Genomic DNA, 18,220 nt, shown 5'->3' on the forward strand with positions numbered 1-18,220 from the left:
CTCTCGAGCCCGATGTGCTCCCGGGCCTGCGTGCCCGCCGCCCAAGGAACCGCTGATGCAGGCACAGGGGTCGCAGCGGTCGTCGTAGTGTCGTGGCGCCGCCCGCGCCCATGTGAGCCGGCCATGGTGGCGCGGACTCCCCATCGCCCGGAACCGGTCCGCCATCACCTGGGAGGCGGAGGTGCCGTAGCCGACCAGCAGGACGTGCGCCGGCTTGCCGCTCCAGGGCGGAGCGCGCAGCCTGGGCGTTGTGACGCTCTCCCACGGCACGCTGGCGCACCGGCTGATCGCCGACCATCTCGTCGACGGGCGGATGGAACCCGGCCAGGAGATCGGCCTGCGGATCGATCAGACGCTCACCCAGGACGCCACCGGCACGCTGGTCATGCAGGAGCTGGAGGCGCTCGGGCTGGACCGGGTCCGTACCGAGGTCAGCGTGCAGTACGTCGACCACAACCTGCTCCAGGCGGACGAGCGCAACGCCGAGGACCACGCCTTCCTGCGCTCCGCCTGCCGCCGCTTCGGGATCTGGTACTCCAAGCCCGGCAACGGCGTCTCCCACCCCACCCACATGCACCGCTTCGGCATCCCCGGCAAGACGCTCGCCGGATCCGACTCCCACACCTGCGCCGCCGGGTCGCTCGGCATGCTCGCGCTCGGCACCGGCGGCCTGGAGGTCGCGCTCGCCATGGCCGGACGGCCCCTGCACGTGACCATGCCGGAGATCTGGGGCATCCGCCTGACCGGCCGACTGCCGGACTGGGTGAGCGCCAAAGACGTGGTGCTGGAGCTGCTGCGGCGCCACGGCGTCAAGGGGGCGGTGAACCGGATCCTGGAGTACCACGGCCCGGGCCTTGAGCAGCTGACCGCCATGGACCGGCACGTCATCGCCAACATGGGCGCCGAACTGGGAGCCACGACGTCCGTCTTCCCTGCCGACGCCGCGGTGCGTGACTTCCTGCGCGCCGAGGACCGCGAGGCCGACTTCCGCGAGCTGGCCGTCGGGCCGGACGCCGTCTACGACCTGACCGACGAGATCGACCTCGCCTCGCTCGAACCGCTCATCGCCCGCCCCACCTCGCCCGGCAACGTCGTGCCGGTGCGCGAGGTGGCGGGCGAGTCCATCGGGCAAGCCGTCATCGGTTCTTCCGCCAACCCCGGGCTGCGTGACTTCGCCGTCGCCGCGGCGATCGTCGCCGGCCGTCAGACCCACCCGGCCGTCAGCTTCGACGTCAACCCGACCTCCCGCGAGATCCTCGCCGACCTGACCAAGATGGGCTCCACCTTCGATCTGATCGCCTCCGGGGCCCGCATCCACCAGGCCGGATGCCTCGGCTGCATCGGCATGGGCCAGGCCCCCGCCCCCGGCCGCAACAGCCTGCGCACCTTCCCGCGCAACTTCCCCGGCCGCTCCGGCACCGAACAGGACGCGGTGTGGCTGTGCTCCCCGGAGACGGCCGCCGTCTGCGCCCTCACAGGCGAGATCACCGACCCCCGCGAGTGGGCGGCCAAGGAGGGCGTGCCCTACCCGCGGCCGCGCCTTCCCGAGCGCGCGTCGGTCAACCGCGCGATGCTCGAGCCGCCGCTGCCGCCCGAGGAGGCCGCCCGGATCGAACTGGAGCGCGGCCCCAACATTTCCGGCCTGCCCGACTTCGACCCGCTGCCCGACCTGCTGGAGGGCCCGGTCCTGCTCAAGTGCGGCGACAACGTCTCCACCGACGAGATCTCACCGGCCGGAGCGAAAGCACTGCCGTACCGATCGAACGTCCCGAAGCTCGCCGAGTTCACCTTCACCCGCATCGACCCGGACTACCCCCGACGCGCCGCCGAACTCGCCACCGACGGCAGGCCCGGCGCGCATGTCGTCATCGGAGGGGAGAACTACGGCCAGGGCTCCTCCCGCGAGCACGCCGCCATCACCCCACGCCACCTGGGGCTGCGTGCCGTCGTCGCCAAGTCCTACGCCCGCATCCACTGGCAGAACCTGAGCAACTTCGGCATCCTGCCCCTGGAGTTCGACGATCCGGGCGACTACGACCGCATCGACATCGGCGACCGGCTACGGCTGGACAACCTCCACACCGCCCTGGCCCCCGGGGCCGAGCCCCACCTGCGGCTGCACAACACCACCAAGGACGAGACCTACCCGGTCCGCCACCACCTCTCCGACGGCCGCCGCCGCACCGTACTCGCCGGAGGAACGATCGCTGCCCTCGCCCGCGAGGAGCAGCACCCGGGAAGTGCGGGCCCAGAGATTCCGGCCACCCCGGCGGACCCAGGGAACCTCAGTCACCACAGCGGCTGACCCGGCCACCGCCCGTGCGTCTGCTCACCCCTCGGGGGCTGCACCGCGTGCGTAGAGCTCGATCAGGCAGCCGGCTGAAGGAGCAGTGCGCGGATGTCGTGCGGAAGTTGCTCCAGCGCCGCCTCCAGTTGACCGGGAGAGACGTGGTCGCGTACGACGGCGGTGACCACGGGAACGATCCGGGGCACGTCTTCGGCAGCGACCTTGGCCTCCTTGACGAACCGGTTCACGTAGCCTTCGCGGCCGTACTTGACGGGTACGGCGCTGGGGTCCCAGCCGTCGTAGTAGGCGCCCCGCAGCAGGTCGGGAAGCTGCGCGGCGAAGTGGGCGGCCACGTCGACGGTGACCCGGTCGCGGAGCGTATGCAGCCAGGCGCGCAACACCCGGTGGGCGAGGTGGCGGTCCTCCGTCCCCAGGGCTTCGCACACCGCTTTCAACCAGATGTTGGCGGTGTGGATGGCGTGCTCGAAGTCGGTTGGATGTGTGGGAGGCATCGGGGTTGCCCTTCCGGTCTTCCGTGGCGCCCATGCGCTTCAGGGATTGCCGTGCCTGGCGGGCGGGCGGTGTTCGGCACTGGGAATGGCCGGCTCGATCGGATGTGGCGAGGGCGCGGGTCGTGGTTACCTGCCCGGTGTCGGTACCCCATGCCCTGCATGAGGGCACGCGGTGGCTTCCCCTTCCTCCCCTGGGTTTCCATGCTGGGACGGACATAACTGGTTGCCAGCATCGTCGGGCTCGCAGGAGGGCGCCGCTTGCTGGTGTCGGCCCTCTCCGCGCGCTTCCGTCCGTGATGCTTCAGTCGCTTCGGTCCATGACACGCGGAAACCCGCAAGGCAGGACATGCGATACCCGCAAGGGGGGCCGAGGAGGTGACGCTGATGTCCGATGCGACGATCACCGATCTTTACGAAGTGACGATGGCCATGTCCTACCTGCGGGAGGGGATGACCAGCCCGGCGACCTTCAGCCTCTTCGTCCGAGACCTGCCTCCTGACCGCGGCTTCCTGGTCGCCGCCGGGCTGGAGTCGGCCCTGGACTATCTGGCGGATCTCCGCATTGGCCCGGAGGACGTCGACGCCTTCGCATCCGCGCTGCACCGGCCGCGGCGGGATCTTCAGCCCCTGCTCGGCCTGGAGTTCACCGGCGACGTGCGCGCGGTGCCGGAGGGGCGGATCGTGCTCGCGGGAGAACCCCTGCTGGAAGTGACCGCGCAGCTTCCGCAGGCGCAACTGGCCGAAACCTACGTGCTCAATCAGCTCAGCCATCAGACGGCGATCGCCTCGAAGGCCGCGCGATGCCACCTCGCGGCGGCGGGACATCCGGTGGTCGACTTCTCCCTGCGGCGGACCCAAGGCCCGCAGGCCGGGTTCCAGGCGGCCCGGCTGGGCGCACTGGCCGGCTTCGCCGGGACCAGCAACGTGGCTGCGGCCACGGCATTGGGCATACCTGCCGTCGGCACGATGGCCCACTCCTTCGTGGAGGCCTTCGCCACCGAGGAAGAGGCGTTCCGCGCCTTCGCACGATCCCACCCCGGCCCGGTGACCTTGCTGGTGGACACCTACGACACCGAGGCGGGCGTGCGCGTCGCGGCGCGCGTCCTCAAGGACCTCGACCGCGGGCCGGGATCCGCCGTACGACTCGACAGCGGCGACCTCGGAGCACTGGCGGCAAAGGCACGCGCCATCCTCGACGGCGTCGGCCTGCCGGACGCACGGATCATCGCCAGTGGCAGTCTCGACGAGTACGCCGTGGACGACCTGGTCCGTTCCGGAGCACCGATCGACACCTACGCGGTCGGCACTCGCTTCGGAGTCTCGGCCGACGCGCCGTACGTGGACTCCGCCTACAAACTGGTGGAGTACGACGGCCGGCCGGTGATGAAGCTCTCCTCGGCGAAGGTGACGGCGCCCGGCCCGAAGCAAGTGTTCCGCCGCCCAGGCTGCGCCGACGTGATCGGTCTCGCCGACGAGCAGCCACCCGAGGACGGCAGGCCGTTGCTGGAGACGGTGATACGGAACGGGCGGCGCACCGGCATCAGGACCACGCTCGACGAGTGCCGGGAGAGACTGGCCGCGGACCTGGCTGAGCTGCCGTCGGCGGCCCGCCGGATCCGAGCCCCCGTAGCCCCCCTCGCGACGACCTCCGAGCGGCTGAACGCACTCGCCTCCCGGGTTCGGCGCCGCATCGGGGAGGAGACGGCAGCCTCCACAACGCGGCCCCCGGACCCAGATCAAAACTCATCCGGATCACATCGGTCCCTACCGAAGTGAGGAGCCGACGATGCCGCATACGGCGGAGTGGAAGGTCCGCCTCCGCCTCGTCGAGGACGACGGAACGATGAAGGCGCACTTGGTGCTCGACACCGGGGGCGCAGCACTCACCGGCCGCGGGGTCGCGCACTGCCGTCCGGCGGACACGAACGGGCCGGAGATCGGCGACGAACTGGCGGCGGGCATGGCCATGCGCGACCTCGCACAACAGCTGGGGAACGCCGCCGAGCGCGACATCGAGCGCTTGGGCGAGGCGGCGACCACCCGCGAGGCCCTCTGATGGCCCGTGTGACCGCCCGCGGCACACCGACTTGCTTGATGTCCTGCGCCGACGGGCGAATCGCGCCCGGTGAGCGGTGCGAACTTGCAGGGACACCTTCCAGTGGCGGGCAGATTGGGCGGGCCGCAAGCACGACGGCCATCGACCTGGCACGCGTGTCAGCCCGACGGCTGAACCCGATTGCCGTCCATGGACGAGGCCGAGGTGAGCCAGTTGATGACCCGGCTGATGTCGCACTGCGTGACGATGCCGACGAGCCGGTCCTCGGACAGCACGAGAGCGCGGCGGGCCGCGCTGGTGTCGACGGAGGGCAGCAGGTCGATCAGCCTGTCGTCTGGGTGGGCGGTCGGGAGGTCGTCCAGGGACACCATCACGGCGGCGACCGTCGTGCGGTCGCGCTCGGACACCGGGACCTGTCCGGCCCGGTTGACACTGATCAGCCCTGTCGGCCGTCCTGCGGCATCGACGACCGGGAAGGCCGAGTGCCGGTAGACCCAGGGCGGGCCGCTGAGGAACTCCCGGATCGTGGTGGCGGCCGGCACCGTCGTGGGATCCGGGGTCATCGCCCGGCGGACCGGCACCGAGCCGAGCAGTTCCCGCATCTTGGCCTGGCCGCCCTCGGCGGTCGCCATGGCGATCATGAACCAGCCGATCAGCATCAGCCACAGGCCGTCGACCGCGGCCCCGGCGAAGGCCAGGTACACCCCGGCGGCGATGAGCAGCCAGCCGAGGACACGGCCGGCAGTGGTGGCGACTTCCGTGGCCCGCAGCCGGCTGCCCGTGCGCCACCACACGAGGGCGCGCAGCAGCCGTCCGCCGTCCAGCGGCGCGGCCGGCAGCGCGTTGAACACCGCCAGCAGGACGTTGATCGCCGCCAGCCAGGCCAGTGCCTCGACCCACAGCCCCGATCCGTACACCTGGCCGAACAGGACGGTCAGCAGCGCGAAGACCACGCCCAGCGCAAGGCTGACCAACGGCCCGATCCCGGCGATGCGCAACTCCGCCGCCGGGCTCGGTGCCTCGCTCTTGAGGCGGGCGGCTCCGCCCAGCAGCCAGAGCGTGATGTCGTCACTGCCCACGCCGTTGCGGCGGGCAACGATGGCGTGGCTCAGCTCATGGACCAGGAGCGACAGCAGGAAGACCACCGCGGTGGCCACTCCCACCACCGCGTACAGCCAGGCAGGACGGTCCGGGTGGGTGTCCGGCAGGCGGCCGGCGGCCAGTCCGACGGCGATCAGGACGAAGATGACCAGGACGCTCCAGTGCACCCCGATGCGGATGCCCGCAAGGCGTCCCAGCGAGAACGTCGCCCCCATGTCAGACACCTCCTGTGCCGACGTACGTGCGCACCCGGAAGGGGCCCGTGCACCCAGCTGGGAGCGGACAGCCGGGGCCGGTCCGCCGCGGTCCGCGGGCACCGGCGGACGACTTCGACACGCGGGTCAACGCCCACGAGCGGGTGCAACAGGCGTGAACAACCCCTATACGTTCGCCTGGACTTGCTGGGCCATGGCCTCCTCCACGTCCCTTCCGGGACAGGCCCCGGCTGGACCTGTGGGCACCAGCGAGTACCCGGGACGGGACCGCCCAAGCGCCCCGGACAGCCCAGTGGCCTCACCCCAAGCACACCGGGCGTCATACGCCCACCGGCCATGTCTGCTCCTCCGGGATCCCCGCGGGCAGGGGGTGCAACGGCGTGAGGGCATGGGTGCGGTCGAGGTAGCAGAAGGCGTCGTAGCGTTGGGCGAGGACGGTGGGGACGTAGTTGCCGACGCGTTCGAACCGCGGCCGGTAGACGACGCCTATCGCGCGGTGACCGCGTTCCTGGTGGAACCACTCGCCCAGGCCGGTGGACGGCGGTCGCTGCAACTGCACATGGGGGAAGACGAACAGGGCCCGCTCGCCGGGCAGCGCACGGTGCAGCAGGTCCTCCAGGCTTCCGGCGTGCGCGGGCGGGACCCCCATGATCCGAGGCGGGTCGCCCCACTCCTCGGCAGCGATCACGGTGCCGGAGTGCGAGCCGAAGCCGACCAGGACCACGCCGTCGCCGATGTGGCGTTCGCGGACCAGCTGGCCGATGTTGACCTCACCGATGTCGGCCATGTCCGTGGCACGCGCGTCCCCGATGTGGGTGTTGTGTGCCCACACCACGGCCTTGGCGTCCAGGCCGTGGTGTTCCATCAGCCGGTCCAGCGTGTCGGCCATGTGGCGGTCGCGGATGTTCCAGGATTCGGGCCCGCTGCCGAGCATGGCCCTGTAGTAGCGTTCGGCGCCGGCCAGCACTTCCGCGTTCTGTCGTGCCGCGAACTCGGCGAGTGAGCCGTCGGACACCGCCGTACGCGCGGCCCGTTGCCGCAGTTCGGTGAGCAGGGAGATCACCTGTGGCTCACAGTCCTGGGGGGTGAGGTGGGTGGCCAGCGCGTAGGACTGCGGATCCTGGGCGTACGGTTCGAAGCAGCGGTACGCCTCCAGGGCGTGGTCCACCCGGTCGGGGTCGTGCTCCCGCAGATGGTCGAGCACCGCGTGCAGTGACTCCCACAGGCTGTAGACGTCCAGCCCGAAGAAGCCGACGCGCCGCTCGTGCGGCAGTTGCTCGTTGTGGCGGCGCAGCCATCGGGTGAAGGCGGCCATGTCGGTGTTGCCCCACATCCACGTCGGCCAGCGCCGGAAGCCGGCCAGCACCTCGGCGGGATCCTCGGGCGCACCGGGCGCGGCGACCACCGCGCAGTGCACGGCCTGGCAGTCCGGCCAGTCGCCCTCGACGGCCACGAAGGAGAAGCCCTTCTCCTCGATGAGCCGGCGCGTCAGCACATCACGGACCCGGTAGTAGTCGGCGGTGCCGTGGGAGGCCTCGCCCAGCAGCACATAGCGGGCGTCGCCGATGCGGTCCAGCAGCGGGTCCAGCGACGTCTGACCGGTCAGGGGCAGCGCCTCGTCCCGGATGCGGAGCAGGTCGGTGTAGGGCACGGCGTGCTTTCCTCCCACAGCGTCCAACATCGGGTCCCCGCCGTGCCGTACATGAAACGTCCGTACCAGGATGAATGCCGCGTCGAGGCCAAAGCGGCGCTAGTACCCGTGGGAGCCGGGACGGGACTCGCCGGTGACGTGCTGGGGCGTATCGGTTCGCGGTCCGAGGAGAAAGCCGCGGCAGCACGCGGTGGCGAGAGCCGGAGGGGGACAGGGAGGAGCTGGGACCTGGAGAACGGGAGGACCGCACAGCTGCGTGACTCAGCGCGCTGGTCGGCCACGCTGAGGTTGGTGATACCCACTGACCTGCCCGTTTGCCCCCGACGGGTGGTTGAGGACGCGGCCCGGTCGGCTGCCGGGGATAGCGCAATCGAAGAACCACTTGCCACCATGTCTGGCCCACGAGGCAACGGGGAACAGGCGAGTTGTGAGTGATCAGCGGCAGTTCACTGCGCTTCCTGCCATCGGCAGCGGAAGCCCACGGCAGCGATCGTGGGCCACTGACATCCGGGACCGATATGTCCAAGCGCGATGGGGCAGCTCGTGGTGGACAACAATGGATGAGTCCCACTGGGTGCCTCTGAGCCGCCTGACCGGCGCCAAGTGGTGGATCGACAACAGGGACAGGCTCAACACCGCACTCGCCGAGCTGACCCCCCTGCCCCCGATGACCGGCGGCACCGAACGGGCCCGGCGCAAGGCGACCAAGATCAGAGCCGAGCTGGTGGGCAAACGGTGGGGCAACCGGATCCCACCCGGTGTGAGGGAGGCTCTGAACAGTCTCACCGACGCCGAATGGTGGATCAGGAACCAGGTGGGCGACGGCCGCCCCATGGCGATCGACCGGGCCCTCGGTGCCGAAGTGCCCGAGTACGACCGGAGGATGATGGGGCTGCCGAAGTACGGTCCTCCCCGACCGAGCCACACGGGCCCGTGCGGGGAACAGCCCGGGTATGCCGCGGCCCGCAAAGCCGCTCGGGACGTGGCGTCGCAGTACGGTGACCTTCGTGCGGGCAAGGAAGGCAGTCTCGGCGGGCTGGGCGGGACCTGCTGCGGCCGGGCGGGCTTTCGTGACGGCGAGAGGGATGGGAAGCGGGAGTGGATCGAAAGGAGAGCCGCCGAGATCCGCGGCGCGTCTCGCTGGATCACCCCCGAGCAGGCGGTATCCGAGGCCAGGTCGGACCTCTCCAGGCTTGAACGAAACCTGTCCGGGTGGGGCTGAGGGGTCCTTGCAGCCACGCCGTCGACCCCGGGTGGGTCCCCACCCGCATGGGCGGTCCCGGCGCATCGGATGACCTGACCGCCGGGCACCGGACCCAGGTGCGGCTGGCCACCCACCACGACGTGACCCCGAGCAGCGGCGGCTACTGGTACCACCGGCAGACCCAGACACCACACCCCGCAGCGCAAGACGAAGAGTTCCAGGCCCACTTGATCCAAGTCCTGGAGAGCCACACAGGCGTCCCGCTCGACTGACCGTGACCCGCGTTCCCACCTCGAGCACGGCAGGGCTGGGGCGGCTCTCCTCGCCGCGCTCCAGGCGGTCGTAGTAGTCGATGCGGCGGCGCCGAGCCGGGTAGGTTCCTGCGTGCGCGCCGCACCCGGACCAGCCCCGGCCAGGTAGGCCTCAAGGTGGGCACCGGCCTGAGGCGATCTGTGCCGGGACCCCTCCCGGAGGCAGGGCCGGACGATGGGGGTCGCGGGGGTGGTGACGTGAGGGGGACGGACTGATGCTCCACAAGCGACGGTATGCATGCACTCGACCCGCAGGAGTGCCCGACTCCGTCGGCCAGGATGCCAGGCGGGCCGGGCGCGTAGACCCGCTCCGCCGCAACGAATGCGGGGACAACTCATGACCGTGCACCGACGGTATGCCGTCGCCGTGTCCGCCGTGATGACAGCAGCCGTGGCGCTGTCTGCCTGCGGGGGCGGAAACGACGACGAAGGCCGCAAGCCGCCCCGCGAGTCCTCCTCGGCCTCCTCGACGGCGACGCCGACAGACTCGGCGCCGTCGTCCGGAGCCGACGCCGCTCGCGATCCCGCCACCCCCTCGGACATGTTCTGGACCTACAGGGCCGTCTACGGTCCGGCCGGCTCACCGGCGTGCGACGGCGTCCCCTGGGACGACGCCGTGTGCGGCGAGGACCTCACTGCGGCCGGAAAAACGGCCGACGCCATTGCCCGGCACATCGACAAGGAGTTTCCCGGCGGCCAGTACGCCGACACAAGGGACTCCGCGGACCAGGTCGTGCGGACGGTCAACTCCATCCGGAAACTGGGCTGCTACAAGATGGGCGCAAAGCAGCCCAGGAGCGACCCGGCCAAACTGCGGGAGTTGTGCCCCACGCTCAGCACCGTCGCCTCCCTGTCATGGCTCGGCTTCACGAGCAGCGTGGACACCTTCTGACACGCCGTCCGTGACCGCGCAGCTCACTCCTCGCGTGCGGTGCTGCCGAGCCGTGAGGCGTGGGAGGCGCTGTGGCCGGGCTGGCGTCCCGGTGGCGACGAACCTCGCGTCGGGGAAGGCGTCGGCGATGACTTCGGCGCCGAGTCGGTAGAGGGCCGCCAGGGCGCCGACCTCTCTCGCCGGTGACGAGGGTGGCGGTCTTGTTCTTGCTGCCGGCGGGGAAGTCGAGGTCGAGGACCTTGAACGAGAGGGCGCTCATGGGGGCTCCTGGGAGGCGGGGCGTCGGCTGCCCGACCTGCTCACAGTCCACGGCGAGCAGGCACGAAAAGCCGGTGTGGGACGTCCACGCCACGCAACGATATCTGACTCGTCAGATAATTCGGTCCGAGTCGGGCCGGTGTCGCCCCGACAGGCCGCTCAGGGCAGAAGTGGCAGCGAGTCACGGGCCGAGTGGCTGAGGATCCGCAGGTCCTCCGCGACCGCTTCCGGTGGGAGGCAGGCAGGGGCTCCAGGACGTACCGCTTGATGTTCTCGACGTGGAGCCGGGAGACGCGCACGGCGGTCTCCTCACCGAGTGGTGTCAGCCGCACCAGTCGGCCTCGCCGGTCGTCCGGATCCGTGACACGCTCGAACCTCCGTACGTTCGTCACGCCGGAACCTACCGTGTCCGAGCAATGTTCAGGAGGTGTGGGGGAGGCGTTGGGCGGGAATGACGCCGAGGCGGCCCGCCTGGTAGTCCTCGAACGCCTGTTGGACCTCTTCGGGGGTGTTCATCACGAACGGGCCGTACTGGACGACGGGTTCGCGGATGGGGCGGCCGCCCAGTACGAAGAGCTCCAGCTTGGGAGAGCGGGACTCCTGCACGCGGTCGGCGGCCAGGCGCAGTGCGTCGCCCGCGCCGAGGACGGCGAGCCGGCCCTCCAGGATGGGGTGGGCTTCGCTGCCGACCGTTCCGTGGCCCGCCAGGGCGTAGACCAGGGCGTTGTCAGCGGGGTCCCACGGCAGGTCGACCCGGGCGCCGGGCTCGATGGTGAGGTGGGCGACGGTGATCGGGGTGTGGGTGATGCCCGGGCCGGTGTGTCCGGCGATGTCGCCGGCTATCACGCGGATCAGCGCGCCGCCGTCGGGGGTGGTGACCAGTCCGGCGTGCTTGCCGCGGATGTCCTGATAGCGGGGCGGGCTCATCTTCTTGGCGCGGGGCAGGTTGACCCACAACTGCACGCCGTGGAAGACCCCGCCGCTCCTGACGAGCCGCTCCGGCGGCTTCTCGATGTGCAGGATTCCGGCCCCCGCGGTCATCCACTGGGTGTCGCCGTCGGTGATCTCTCCACCACCGCCGTTGGAGTCCTGGTGTTCCACGGCGCCGTCGATGATGTAGGTGACGGTCTCGAAGCCGCGGTGCGGATGCCACGGGGTGCCCGTGGCCTCTCCCGGCGCCTGCTCGACCTCGCCCATGTGGTCCATGTGCACGAACGGATCGAGCTCCGGCAACGGGACCCCGGCGAAGGCACGGCGCACCGGGAATCCCTCACCCTCGAAGCCGTGCTGCGCTGTTGTCAGGCGGCGGACGGGCCGGTAGACCGTGCCGGCCGGGTCCAGCTCCGGCAGGCGCGGCAGGACCAGTACGTCGTCCACGGTGATGGCAGGCATGTGTTTCTCTCCTCTGTTCCGGTAGCCGGCGGAAGGCGTGCGACTTGCCGTCAGAAGGCGTGCGGCCCGAACCGCCCCCAGGCCACGAAGACGGACAGGGCGAGCAGGACCACGTTCACGACGACCGACTGGGCTTCCCCACGCCGGCTGTGTGTGATCGCGGCGCCGAACATCGTCAGTGCCAGGCCGGACGCGGCCAGCGGAACCAGATCGGGGACGACATCCACCGCCGCGGGCAGAATCAGCCCGATCGCGGCGAGAACCTCCAGGAGGCCGATCGTCTTGATCAGCCCGGGCGAGAAGTCCTCGGCCCAGCCCATGGACGGTGAGGCGAGAAGCTTCTCCTTCGGCTGGGCGAGCTTTGCAGCGCCGGCAGCGAGGAAGACCAGAGCGAGCAGGGCCGCGACAGCCCACAAGGCGACGTTCACAGATACCTCTTGTGATCGGGTTGTGCGGGCCTGCCTCGCGGTGTCCCACAGCGATGATTGATGCGTCACCTAAATTAGAAGAAGGTGGATGACGTGTCAACTGGTCAGGTGATCAAGGCTGTGCGTGACGGCGCCTCCGCCGCGACCGGCACAGGACGGTGCCCAGTAACGGCAGGGGATGGATTCGGCGCCCGCGGTCACCCTCGGGAGGGTGACGTGCGCGAGGACGGTCACCGCACTCACTGTTCCACTCATCGATGGCTGGACACGGAACTGGGAGAGGCGCGTTCGTGATCACCGCCTCGGCGGCGCGGTGGGTGATCGGCTCGGACGGGCTCGGCGCGACGGAATAGAGACGTTCGGCAGCGTGTTGCGGGGCTGTAGTTGATGTGTCAATAAATGGAAGGCTGAGGACGATGCAGTTCGGGATCTTCACCGTCGGTGATGTGACCACCGATCCGACCACGGGGCGCACGCCCAGCGAGTCCGAGCGGATCAAGGCGATGGTCGCCATTGCGCAGAAGGCCGAGGAGGTGGGGCTGGACGTGTTCGCGACCGGCGAGCACCACAACCCGCCGTTCGTGCCGTCCTCGCCGACGACGATGCTGGGCTGGATCGCCGCGCGGACCGAGAAGCTGATCCTCTCCACAGCGACCACACTGATCACGACGAACGACCCGGTGAAGATCGCCGAGGACTACGCGATGCTGCAACACCTGGCCGACGGTCGCGTGGACCTGGTGATGGGCCGCGGCAACACCGGCCCGGTCTATCCGTGGTTCGGCAAGGACATCCGCGAGGGCATCAACCTCGCCATCGAGAACTACGCGCTGCTGCGAAAGGTGTGGCGGGAGGACGTGGTCGACTGGGAGGGGAAGTTCCGTACGCCGTTGCAGGGCTTCACCTCCACGCCGCGGCCGCTGGACGGCGTACCGCCGTTCGTCTGGCACGGCTCCATCCGCTCGCCGGAGATCGCCGAGCAGGCGGCGTACTACGGCGACGGCTTCTTCGCCAACAACATCTTCTGGCCCAAGGAGCACTTCCAGCGTCTGATCAAGCTGTACCGGGAGCGGTACGCGCACTACGGCCACGGCAGCCCCGAGCAGGCGATCGTCGGCCTCGGCGGGCACGTCTACATGCGCCGCAGGTCCCAGGACGCCATCCGGGAGTTCCGCCCGTTCTTCGACCACTCACCGGTGATGGGCGGCGGGATCTCCATGGAGGAGTACATGGAGCAGACCCCGCTGACCGTCGGGACCCCCGAGCAGGTCATCGAGAAGACGCTCACCTTCCGCGAGCACTTCGGCGACTACCAGCGCCAGCTGTTCGTCGTGGACGGCGGCGGGGTCCCGCAGAAGGCCGTGCTGGAGCAGATCGACATGCTCGGCGAGGAGGTCGTGCCCGTCCTGCGGAAGGAGTTCGCCAAGGGGCGGCCGGCGAACGTGCCCGACGCCCCCACCCACGCGTCCCTGCTCGCCGCCCGCGACACCGAGCGTGCACCGGCCGCGGATCCGGTGGCCTGACGGCGGCCGGCCCCATGCCGGTCAGTGTGACGGCACGTACCGAGCGCAAGGCAACCGGGAAGGACGTACTGATGAGCGACAACTTCAACGACTACCGGGCGAACGGCCAGGTCGCGCCCGACCGTTGGGCAAGCGCCCTGCACCTGTTCGACGACGGCGCCGGGGTTCCGCACGAGGAGACCACCGTCGAACGCTGGGAGCGGGCCCAGCTGCTCTTCGAGGCCAAGGACTACATCGGCGCAGCCCGGCTGCTCGCCGCCGTCGTCGAGGAGGCCCCGGAGCAGACCGGCCCCCGGCTGCTGCTGGCCCGCGCCTACTACCATTCCGCACAACTGCGGCGTGCCGAGGAGCAGTTGCGCAAGGTCATCGACCGCGACCCGGTGGAGCACTACGCCCACCTGATGCTGGGCCGCACCCTGGAACGTCAGGGGCGGCACGAGGAGGCGGGGCCCTGGCTACGCATGGCCGCCGCGTTCGCGGGCGAGTTTCCGGACGACGATCGATTTTGACCCGTCAACGGTGACGTCGAACAGCCGCTGACGCGGGTCGAGGAGACCCGCGTCGGCGTCACCCCGCATCAGGCCGGATCATGGGCCGGGGCGGGTGAGGTGGTCGACTGGTCTGCCTGTGCGTCCGGCTCATGGCGAGCAAGGTGGTGGAAGAGGCTGCCCGGCCACCAGAACCAGCGGCCCAGGTCCAGACGAGGGCCGGGACCAGGACCGTACGGACGAGGAAGGTGTCCAGCAGGACGCCGATGCCGACGAGGACGCCCATCCGCGCCATGGTGACCAGGGGCAGTCCGGCGAAGACGGCGAAGTCCGTGGCGAGGACGATGCCCGCGGAGGTGATGACGCCTCCGGTGCTGGTCAGTCGGTCGGAGAGATCAGGAAAGGACGGATGGGGGACGTCTCAGGGGCGGGTCAGCGGCGGAAGGCGAGCAGCAGCAGGAGGATGACCGCGGACGTGGCCGTCCAGACGCCCAGCAGGGTGAGGGCGGCCCACCACCAGGCGGTGCTCGTCAGGCCGATGAGGAGGCCGAAGGCCAAGGCCCCGTTCACCCATCCGCCCAGGGAGACGGCGTAGTTGACCGGCTCGGGAAAGTCCAGATGATCCACGGCCTCGGAGATGCCGTGGCCGGTGGCGAGAACGGCGTAGAAGGACGCGAAGACGGCCGGCACCGCGAGCAGTTCGTTCCACTCGGCCCACGCCACAGGCAGGCCCTTGGTGAAAAACCCGGCGCAGCCGAACACCGACGCGCTGACCACGCAGCCGAAGCCGTTGCGGGCCCGGTCGCCCTTGCCGCCCATCGCCATGACGGAGGCCGGGGCCACTGCGGCGAGCAGGGGCAGTGCCAGGAGCCAGCCGGTCCCCAGCGGTGTCAGCGAGCGGAGCAGCAGCCAGCTCACGCCGGCCGTCACCAGAAGGAGCGCCGACCAGGTCACGCCGGGCCGCGCGGAACGGCCCAGCGGCGCGGGCGGGCAGCCGGGTGCGGTCGGCAGGGCGGCCAGACGCCGGCGCACGACCTTGGCGTCCCTCGGTCGGCGCTCCGGCTGCCAGGCGAGGAGGGCGAGGACCAGTTCGTCCCACCCCTCCGGCAGGTCGGGGCGGAGCGCGCTCGGCGGTGCCGGCGGGTCTGTCGCGCTCCAGGGGTCGGGGCCGTCGGGAAACGGCTGCCGCCCCGTCAGCAACTCGTACAGCATGCACCCCAGTGCGTACAGATCGCTTCGATCGCCGGAGACGTGCGAGTCCCCGGACACAGCCACGACCTGCTCCAGGGCCTGCTCCGGAGCCACGTACGCAAGCGCATCGGCGGGCTCGCTCGTGCGCAGGCCGGGCATCAGGCGGGTGGACCAGGCGATCTTGAAGTCCAGCACGACGGAATGGCCGTCCTCGTCGATCATCACGTTGGACGGCTTCAGATGTTCGTGCATCAGGCCCCGCTCCAGCGCCCGGCAGATCTCCTGCCCCCACCGGGCGATCTCCTCCAGCCCCGGCCGCCGCTCGGCCGACACCCGCTCCAGGGACCGGCCGCGCACCTCCTCCATCACGACATACAGCACCGTACGGCCGTCCAGCTCCTCGCCCCCGGAGTCGTAGACCGCCACGATGTGCGGGTGGGGCCCCAGCTTGGCGGCGTCCCGCGCGTCCCGCTGGAACGACTTGGTCCACCAGCGCGCGTTTCGCCGGTCCTCCCGGTGCTCCCCGGGGCGTATGGGCACCGCCCCGGTCAGCGTCTTGACCGCGACATAGCGAGCAAGCTCCTCATCCCACGCCCGCCACACGGTCTTCGGCCCCTCGCCCCCGATCCGCTCCTCCAGCCGGTACCGCCCACCCAGCAGCGTTGCGCGCATGTCCCGTCCCCTTCGGCGTCGTCGTCGGTCAGGGCACGACACACGCATCCTCGCCGGGCACCGGCGGGACCCCTCCCATGCCGAGTCGGCGGGCCCACTGTCGGGTCACCGCATTGGTGATCTTGACGGGAGATGCCGCGAAGATCATTCCCACGAGTCCGGAGATCATGTACCGGACAGCCCCTAGGATGGCTGGCCGCAGTACTTGTATGCGTGCAGAGTTGCGTTCACCGCAGGGAGAATGCCCATGGGCACCAAAGGGGCAGCAGGTACACCGTCCGACAGCGGGGTCTTGGACGGCCGGTCGGCCGGCCCCATGGTGGCGCGCTTGGTGCTGGGCACGCGGTTACGCAGGCTGCGGGAGGAGCGGCACATCTCCCGAGAGGCCGCGGGACGCGTCATCCGCGCCTCCCGGTCGAAGATCAGCCGACTGGAGGGCGGCCGCCATGGGTTCAAACCGCGTGACGTGGCCGATCTGCTCACTCTCTACGGAGTCACGGACGAGGCCGAGCGCGCCACCTTGCTGACCTTGGCCGACCAGGCCAACACCCCCGCCTGGTGGCAGTACTACAACGACGTGGTGCCCGCGTGGATGCAGGCCTACCTCGGGGCAGAACAGGCAGCGAGTCTCATCCGCTGCTTCGAGGTGCAACGTGTTCCCGGCTTACTGCAGACCGCCGACTATGCGCGTGCCTCCGTCCGGCTCGCCCACCCAGGCGCTGGTGCGGAGGAGATCGACCGGCGAGTCGCGTTGCGGATGACACGCCAGCGGATCCTGCACCGCCGGCCGGCGGCTCAGCTCTGGGCCGTGATCGACGAGGCGGCGCTGCGTCGCCCGGTGGGCGGCATCGGCACGATGCGCGCCCAGCTCAGGCATCTCATCGAGATCTGCCGACTCCCGCAGGTCACTGTCCAGATCATGCCGTTCCTCGCCGGCGGCCACGCCGCGGAAAGCGGTCCGGTCACCATCCTGCGCCTGCCCGGCGGTCAGTTGCCCGACATGGTCTACCTCGAACAGCTCGCCACGGCCCTCTATCCCGACAAGCCGGCCGAGATCGAGTGCTACTGGGATGTCATGAACCGCCTGGTGGTCGAAGCGGAATCACCGGACGAGACTCCGACGATCCTCCATCGCATCCTCCAGGAGACCTGATCCGGGACGTGGGCCCGACGGTCGGCGGGTTTCAGCGCTTGAGGGCGACACCGCCGTACTGGTGCACCTCCGCGGGCAGGCCCAAGGCCTCGGTGTCAGGACGCCAGCGCGAGCACGACGCCACGCCCGGTTCCAGCAGTTCCAGACCGTCGAAGTAGCCAGCGATCTGCTCGGGGCTGCGGAGGATGTACGGGATCGAGCCGCCCTCGTTGTACTGCTCGATGGCCTTGACGTAGGACTCACTGGTGTTGGTGCTGTCGTACTGCACGAGGTAGCTGCCGGAGGGCAGGGCATCCACCAGCTGCCGCACGATCGAGCGCGCCTCGTCGTAGTCCTCGATGTGACCCAGGATGCCCATCAGCATGAGAGCGACGGGCTGGTCGAAGTTCAGCGTCTTCGCGGCTTCCCGCACGATGGTGCTCGGCTCGCGCAGGTCGGCGTCGACATAGTTGGTGACACCTTCGGGGGTGCTGGTGAGCAGCGCGCGGGCGTGGGCCAGCACCAACGGATCGTTGTCGACGTAGACGATCCGGCATTCGGGGGCCACCCGCTGGGCGATCTCGTGGGTGTTGTCCACATTGGGCAGCCCGGTGCCTATGTCCAGGAACTGCCGGATGCCCTCCTCGGCGGCCAGATGACGTACGGCGCGGGCGAGGAAGTACCGTGCGGCACGGGCTCCGGTCTCGATACCGGGGAAGATCTCGCGGAACGCGTCACCGGCGACACGGTCGACCTCGTAGTTGTCCTTCCCCCCTAGCCAGTAGTTCCAGATCCGGGCCGACTGCGGCACCGAGGTGTCGATCTTGGAGAGGGCTTCCTGCTCGGAATTCGCTGCCTCATCAGTCATGGACGCTCCTGCCTGCGCGTAGTGAGAACCACAAAAAGT

The 18,220-nt window shown here is 69.9% G+C and carries 16 protein-coding genes and 4 pseudogenes; 10 read left to right on the forward strand and 10 right to left on the reverse strand.

What is annotated here, in order from left to right; all coding sequences use genetic code 11:
• The first annotated feature begins 250 nt into the window (after positions 1–250).
• Positions 251–2,305 (forward strand): aconitate hydratase, encoded by a 2,055-nt coding sequence (locus CLM62_RS15785; protein ID WP_257003864.1) that lies wholly within the window; start codon positions 251–253, stop codon positions 2,303–2,305.
• A 62-nt stretch (positions 2,306–2,367) separates the two neighbouring features.
• Here CLM62_RS15785 and CLM62_RS15790 read toward each other — a convergent pair whose 3' ends face one another.
• Positions 2,368–2,799, reverse strand: a complete 432-nt coding sequence (locus CLM62_RS15790; protein WP_095750502.1) for a DUF2267 domain-containing protein — start codon at positions 2,797–2,799, stop codon at positions 2,368–2,370.
• 384 nt (positions 2,800–3,183) lie between these two features.
• Here CLM62_RS15790 and CLM62_RS15795 point away from each other — a divergent pair, with 384 nt between their 5' ends.
• Positions 3,184–4,575: a nicotinate phosphoribosyltransferase gene (locus CLM62_RS15795; RefSeq protein WP_095750503.1), complete on the forward strand. Its 1,392-nt coding sequence runs from the start codon at positions 3,184–3,186 to the stop codon at positions 4,573–4,575.
• A 10-nt stretch (positions 4,576–4,585) separates the two neighbouring features.
• Entirely contained in the window at positions 4,586–4,855 is a 270-nt protein-coding gene (locus CLM62_RS15800) for a dsRBD fold-containing protein (protein WP_095750504.1), read from the forward strand.
• Between the two features lie 158 nt (positions 4,856–5,013).
• Here the strand turns inward: CLM62_RS15800 and CLM62_RS15805 are convergent, their stop codons facing one another.
• Complete coding sequence (locus CLM62_RS15805) at positions 5,014–6,171, reverse strand: site-2 protease family protein (RefSeq protein ID WP_095750505.1); 1,158 nt, start codon at positions 6,169–6,171, stop codon at positions 5,014–5,016.
• Between the two features lie 319 nt (positions 6,172–6,490).
• Entirely contained in the window at positions 6,491–7,822 is a 1,332-nt protein-coding gene (locus CLM62_RS15810) for an erythromycin esterase family protein (RefSeq protein ID WP_257003865.1), read from the reverse strand.
• A gap of 556 nt (positions 7,823–8,378) precedes the next feature.
• Between CLM62_RS15810 and CLM62_RS15815 the strand changes: the two genes are divergently transcribed.
• The 4 genes and pseudogenes from CLM62_RS15815 to CLM62_RS15825 all read left to right on the forward strand — a co-directional run bounded on the left by CLM62_RS15815 (position 8,379) and on the right by CLM62_RS15825 (position 10,229).
• Positions 8,379–9,044 carry a hypothetical protein gene (locus CLM62_RS15815; RefSeq protein WP_095750507.1) on the forward strand — a complete coding sequence of 222 codons (666 nt, stop codon included), beginning with the start codon at positions 8,379–8,381 and terminating at the stop codon, positions 9,042–9,044.
• Between the two features lie 47 nt (positions 9,045–9,091).
• Positions 9,092–9,298, forward strand: coding sequence for a hypothetical protein (locus tag CLM62_RS15820; protein WP_257003866.1), 207 nt, complete (start codon positions 9,092–9,094; stop codon positions 9,296–9,298).
• A gap of 75 nt (positions 9,299–9,373) precedes the next feature.
• Positions 9,374–9,487 (forward strand): annotated as a pseudogene (locus tag CLM62_RS53050) (transcriptional regulator); the annotation flags it as partial.
• A 187-nt stretch (positions 9,488–9,674) separates the two neighbouring features.
• Complete coding sequence (locus CLM62_RS15825) at positions 9,675–10,229, forward strand: hypothetical protein (protein WP_095750508.1); 555 nt, start codon at positions 9,675–9,677, stop codon at positions 10,227–10,229.
• 175 nt (positions 10,230–10,404) lie between these two features.
• On the opposite strand, the pseudogene CLM62_RS53055 reads toward CLM62_RS15825, so the two are convergent.
• The 4 genes and pseudogenes from CLM62_RS53055 to CLM62_RS15845 all read right to left on the reverse strand — a co-directional run.
• Positions 10,405–10,488, reverse strand: a pseudogene (locus tag CLM62_RS53055) (MBL fold metallo-hydrolase); the annotation flags it as partial.
• A 158-nt stretch (positions 10,489–10,646) separates the two neighbouring features.
• Positions 10,647–10,855, reverse strand: a pseudogene (locus tag CLM62_RS51505) (MarR family transcriptional regulator); the annotation flags it as partial.
• A gap of 52 nt (positions 10,856–10,907) precedes the next feature.
• Positions 10,908–11,879, reverse strand: coding sequence for a pirin family protein (locus CLM62_RS15840; protein ID WP_095750509.1), 972 nt, complete (start codon positions 11,877–11,879; stop codon positions 10,908–10,910).
• Between the two features lie 50 nt (positions 11,880–11,929).
• On the reverse strand, positions 11,930–12,307 hold the full coding sequence (locus CLM62_RS15845; protein ID WP_095750510.1) for a DoxX family protein: 378 nt from the start codon (positions 12,305–12,307) through the stop codon (positions 11,930–11,932).
• Between the two features lie 416 nt (positions 12,308–12,723).
• Here CLM62_RS15845 and CLM62_RS15850 point away from each other — a divergent pair, with 416 nt between their 5' ends.
• Positions 12,724–13,830, forward strand: coding sequence for an LLM class flavin-dependent oxidoreductase (locus CLM62_RS15850; RefSeq protein WP_095750511.1), 1,107 nt, complete (start codon positions 12,724–12,726; stop codon positions 13,828–13,830).
• Positions 13,831–13,901: 71 nt separating this feature from the next.
• Positions 13,902–14,339: a M48 family metallopeptidase gene (locus CLM62_RS15855; RefSeq protein WP_095750555.1), complete on the forward strand. Its 438-nt coding sequence runs from the start codon at positions 13,902–13,904 to the stop codon at positions 14,337–14,339.
• Positions 14,340–14,407: 68 nt separating this feature from the next.
• Here the strand turns inward: CLM62_RS15855 and CLM62_RS15860 are convergent.
• Positions 14,408–14,700 (reverse strand): annotated as a pseudogene (locus tag CLM62_RS15860) (MMPL family transporter); the annotation flags it as partial.
• A 50-nt stretch (positions 14,701–14,750) separates the two neighbouring features.
• The gene (locus CLM62_RS15865; RefSeq protein ID WP_179382110.1) at positions 14,751–16,181 is read right to left on the reverse strand and encodes a serine/threonine-protein kinase; all 1,431 of its coding nucleotides are present in this window, start codon (positions 16,179–16,181) and stop codon (positions 14,751–14,753) included.
• A gap of 247 nt (positions 16,182–16,428) precedes the next feature.
• On the opposite strand from CLM62_RS15865, the gene CLM62_RS15870 reads away from it, so the two are divergent.
• A complete protein-coding gene (locus tag CLM62_RS15870) occupies positions 16,429–17,334 on the forward strand; it encodes a helix-turn-helix transcriptional regulator (protein WP_179382111.1) in 906 nt (301 codons plus the stop codon).
• A gap of 31 nt (positions 17,335–17,365) precedes the next feature.
• Here CLM62_RS15870 and CLM62_RS15875 read toward each other — a convergent pair whose 3' ends face one another.
• A complete protein-coding gene (locus CLM62_RS15875; RefSeq protein ID WP_095750513.1) occupies positions 17,366–18,181 on the reverse strand; it encodes an SAM-dependent methyltransferase in 816 nt (271 codons plus the stop codon).
• Positions 18,182–18,220 lie beyond the last annotated feature (39 nt).

The sequence above is a fragment of the Streptomyces sp. SA15 genome, from assembly GCF_002291145.1.
Lineage (GTDB): Bacteria > Actinomycetota > Actinomycetes > Streptomycetales > Streptomycetaceae > Streptomyces.

What these genes read in the sequence shown, in the direction of transcription:
- CLM62_RS15790 (WP_095750502.1), bottom strand. Translation starts at nt 2,799, where the DNA reads ATGCCTCCCACACATCCAACCGACTTCGAGCACGCCATCCACACCGCC.
- CLM62_RS15795 (WP_095750503.1), top strand. Translation starts at nt 3,184, where the DNA reads ATGTCCGATGCGACGATCACCGATCTTTACGAAGTGACGATGGCCATG.
- CLM62_RS15800 (WP_095750504.1), top strand. Translation starts at nt 4,586, where the DNA reads ATGCCGCATACGGCGGAGTGGAAGGTCCGCCTCCGCCTCGTCGAGGAC.
- CLM62_RS15805 (WP_095750505.1), bottom strand. Translation starts at nt 6,171, where the DNA reads ATGGGGGCGACGTTCTCGCTGGGACGCCTTGCGGGCATCCGCATCGGG.
- CLM62_RS15815 (WP_095750507.1), top strand. Translation starts at nt 8,379, where the DNA reads ATGGATGAGTCCCACTGGGTGCCTCTGAGCCGCCTGACCGGCGCCAAG.
- CLM62_RS15820 (WP_257003866.1), top strand. Translation starts at nt 9,092, where the DNA reads ATGGGCGGTCCCGGCGCATCGGATGACCTGACCGCCGGGCACCGGACC.
- CLM62_RS15825 (WP_095750508.1), top strand. Translation starts at nt 9,675, where the DNA reads ATGACCGTGCACCGACGGTATGCCGTCGCCGTGTCCGCCGTGATGACA.
- CLM62_RS15840 (WP_095750509.1), bottom strand. Translation starts at nt 11,879, where the DNA reads ATGCCTGCCATCACCGTGGACGACGTACTGGTCCTGCCGCGCCTGCCG.
- CLM62_RS15850 (WP_095750511.1), top strand. Translation starts at nt 12,724, where the DNA reads ATGCAGTTCGGGATCTTCACCGTCGGTGATGTGACCACCGATCCGACC.
- CLM62_RS15855 (WP_095750555.1), top strand. Translation starts at nt 13,902, where the DNA reads ATGAGCGACAACTTCAACGACTACCGGGCGAACGGCCAGGTCGCGCCC.
- CLM62_RS15865 (WP_179382110.1), bottom strand. Translation starts at nt 16,181, where the DNA reads ATGCGCGCAACGCTGCTGGGTGGGCGGTACCGGCTGGAGGAGCGGATC.
- CLM62_RS15870 (WP_179382111.1), top strand. Translation starts at nt 16,429, where the DNA reads ATGGGCACCAAAGGGGCAGCAGGTACACCGTCCGACAGCGGGGTCTTG.
- CLM62_RS15875 (WP_095750513.1), bottom strand. Translation starts at nt 18,181, where the DNA reads ATGACTGATGAGGCAGCGAATTCCGAGCAGGAAGCCCTCTCCAAGATC.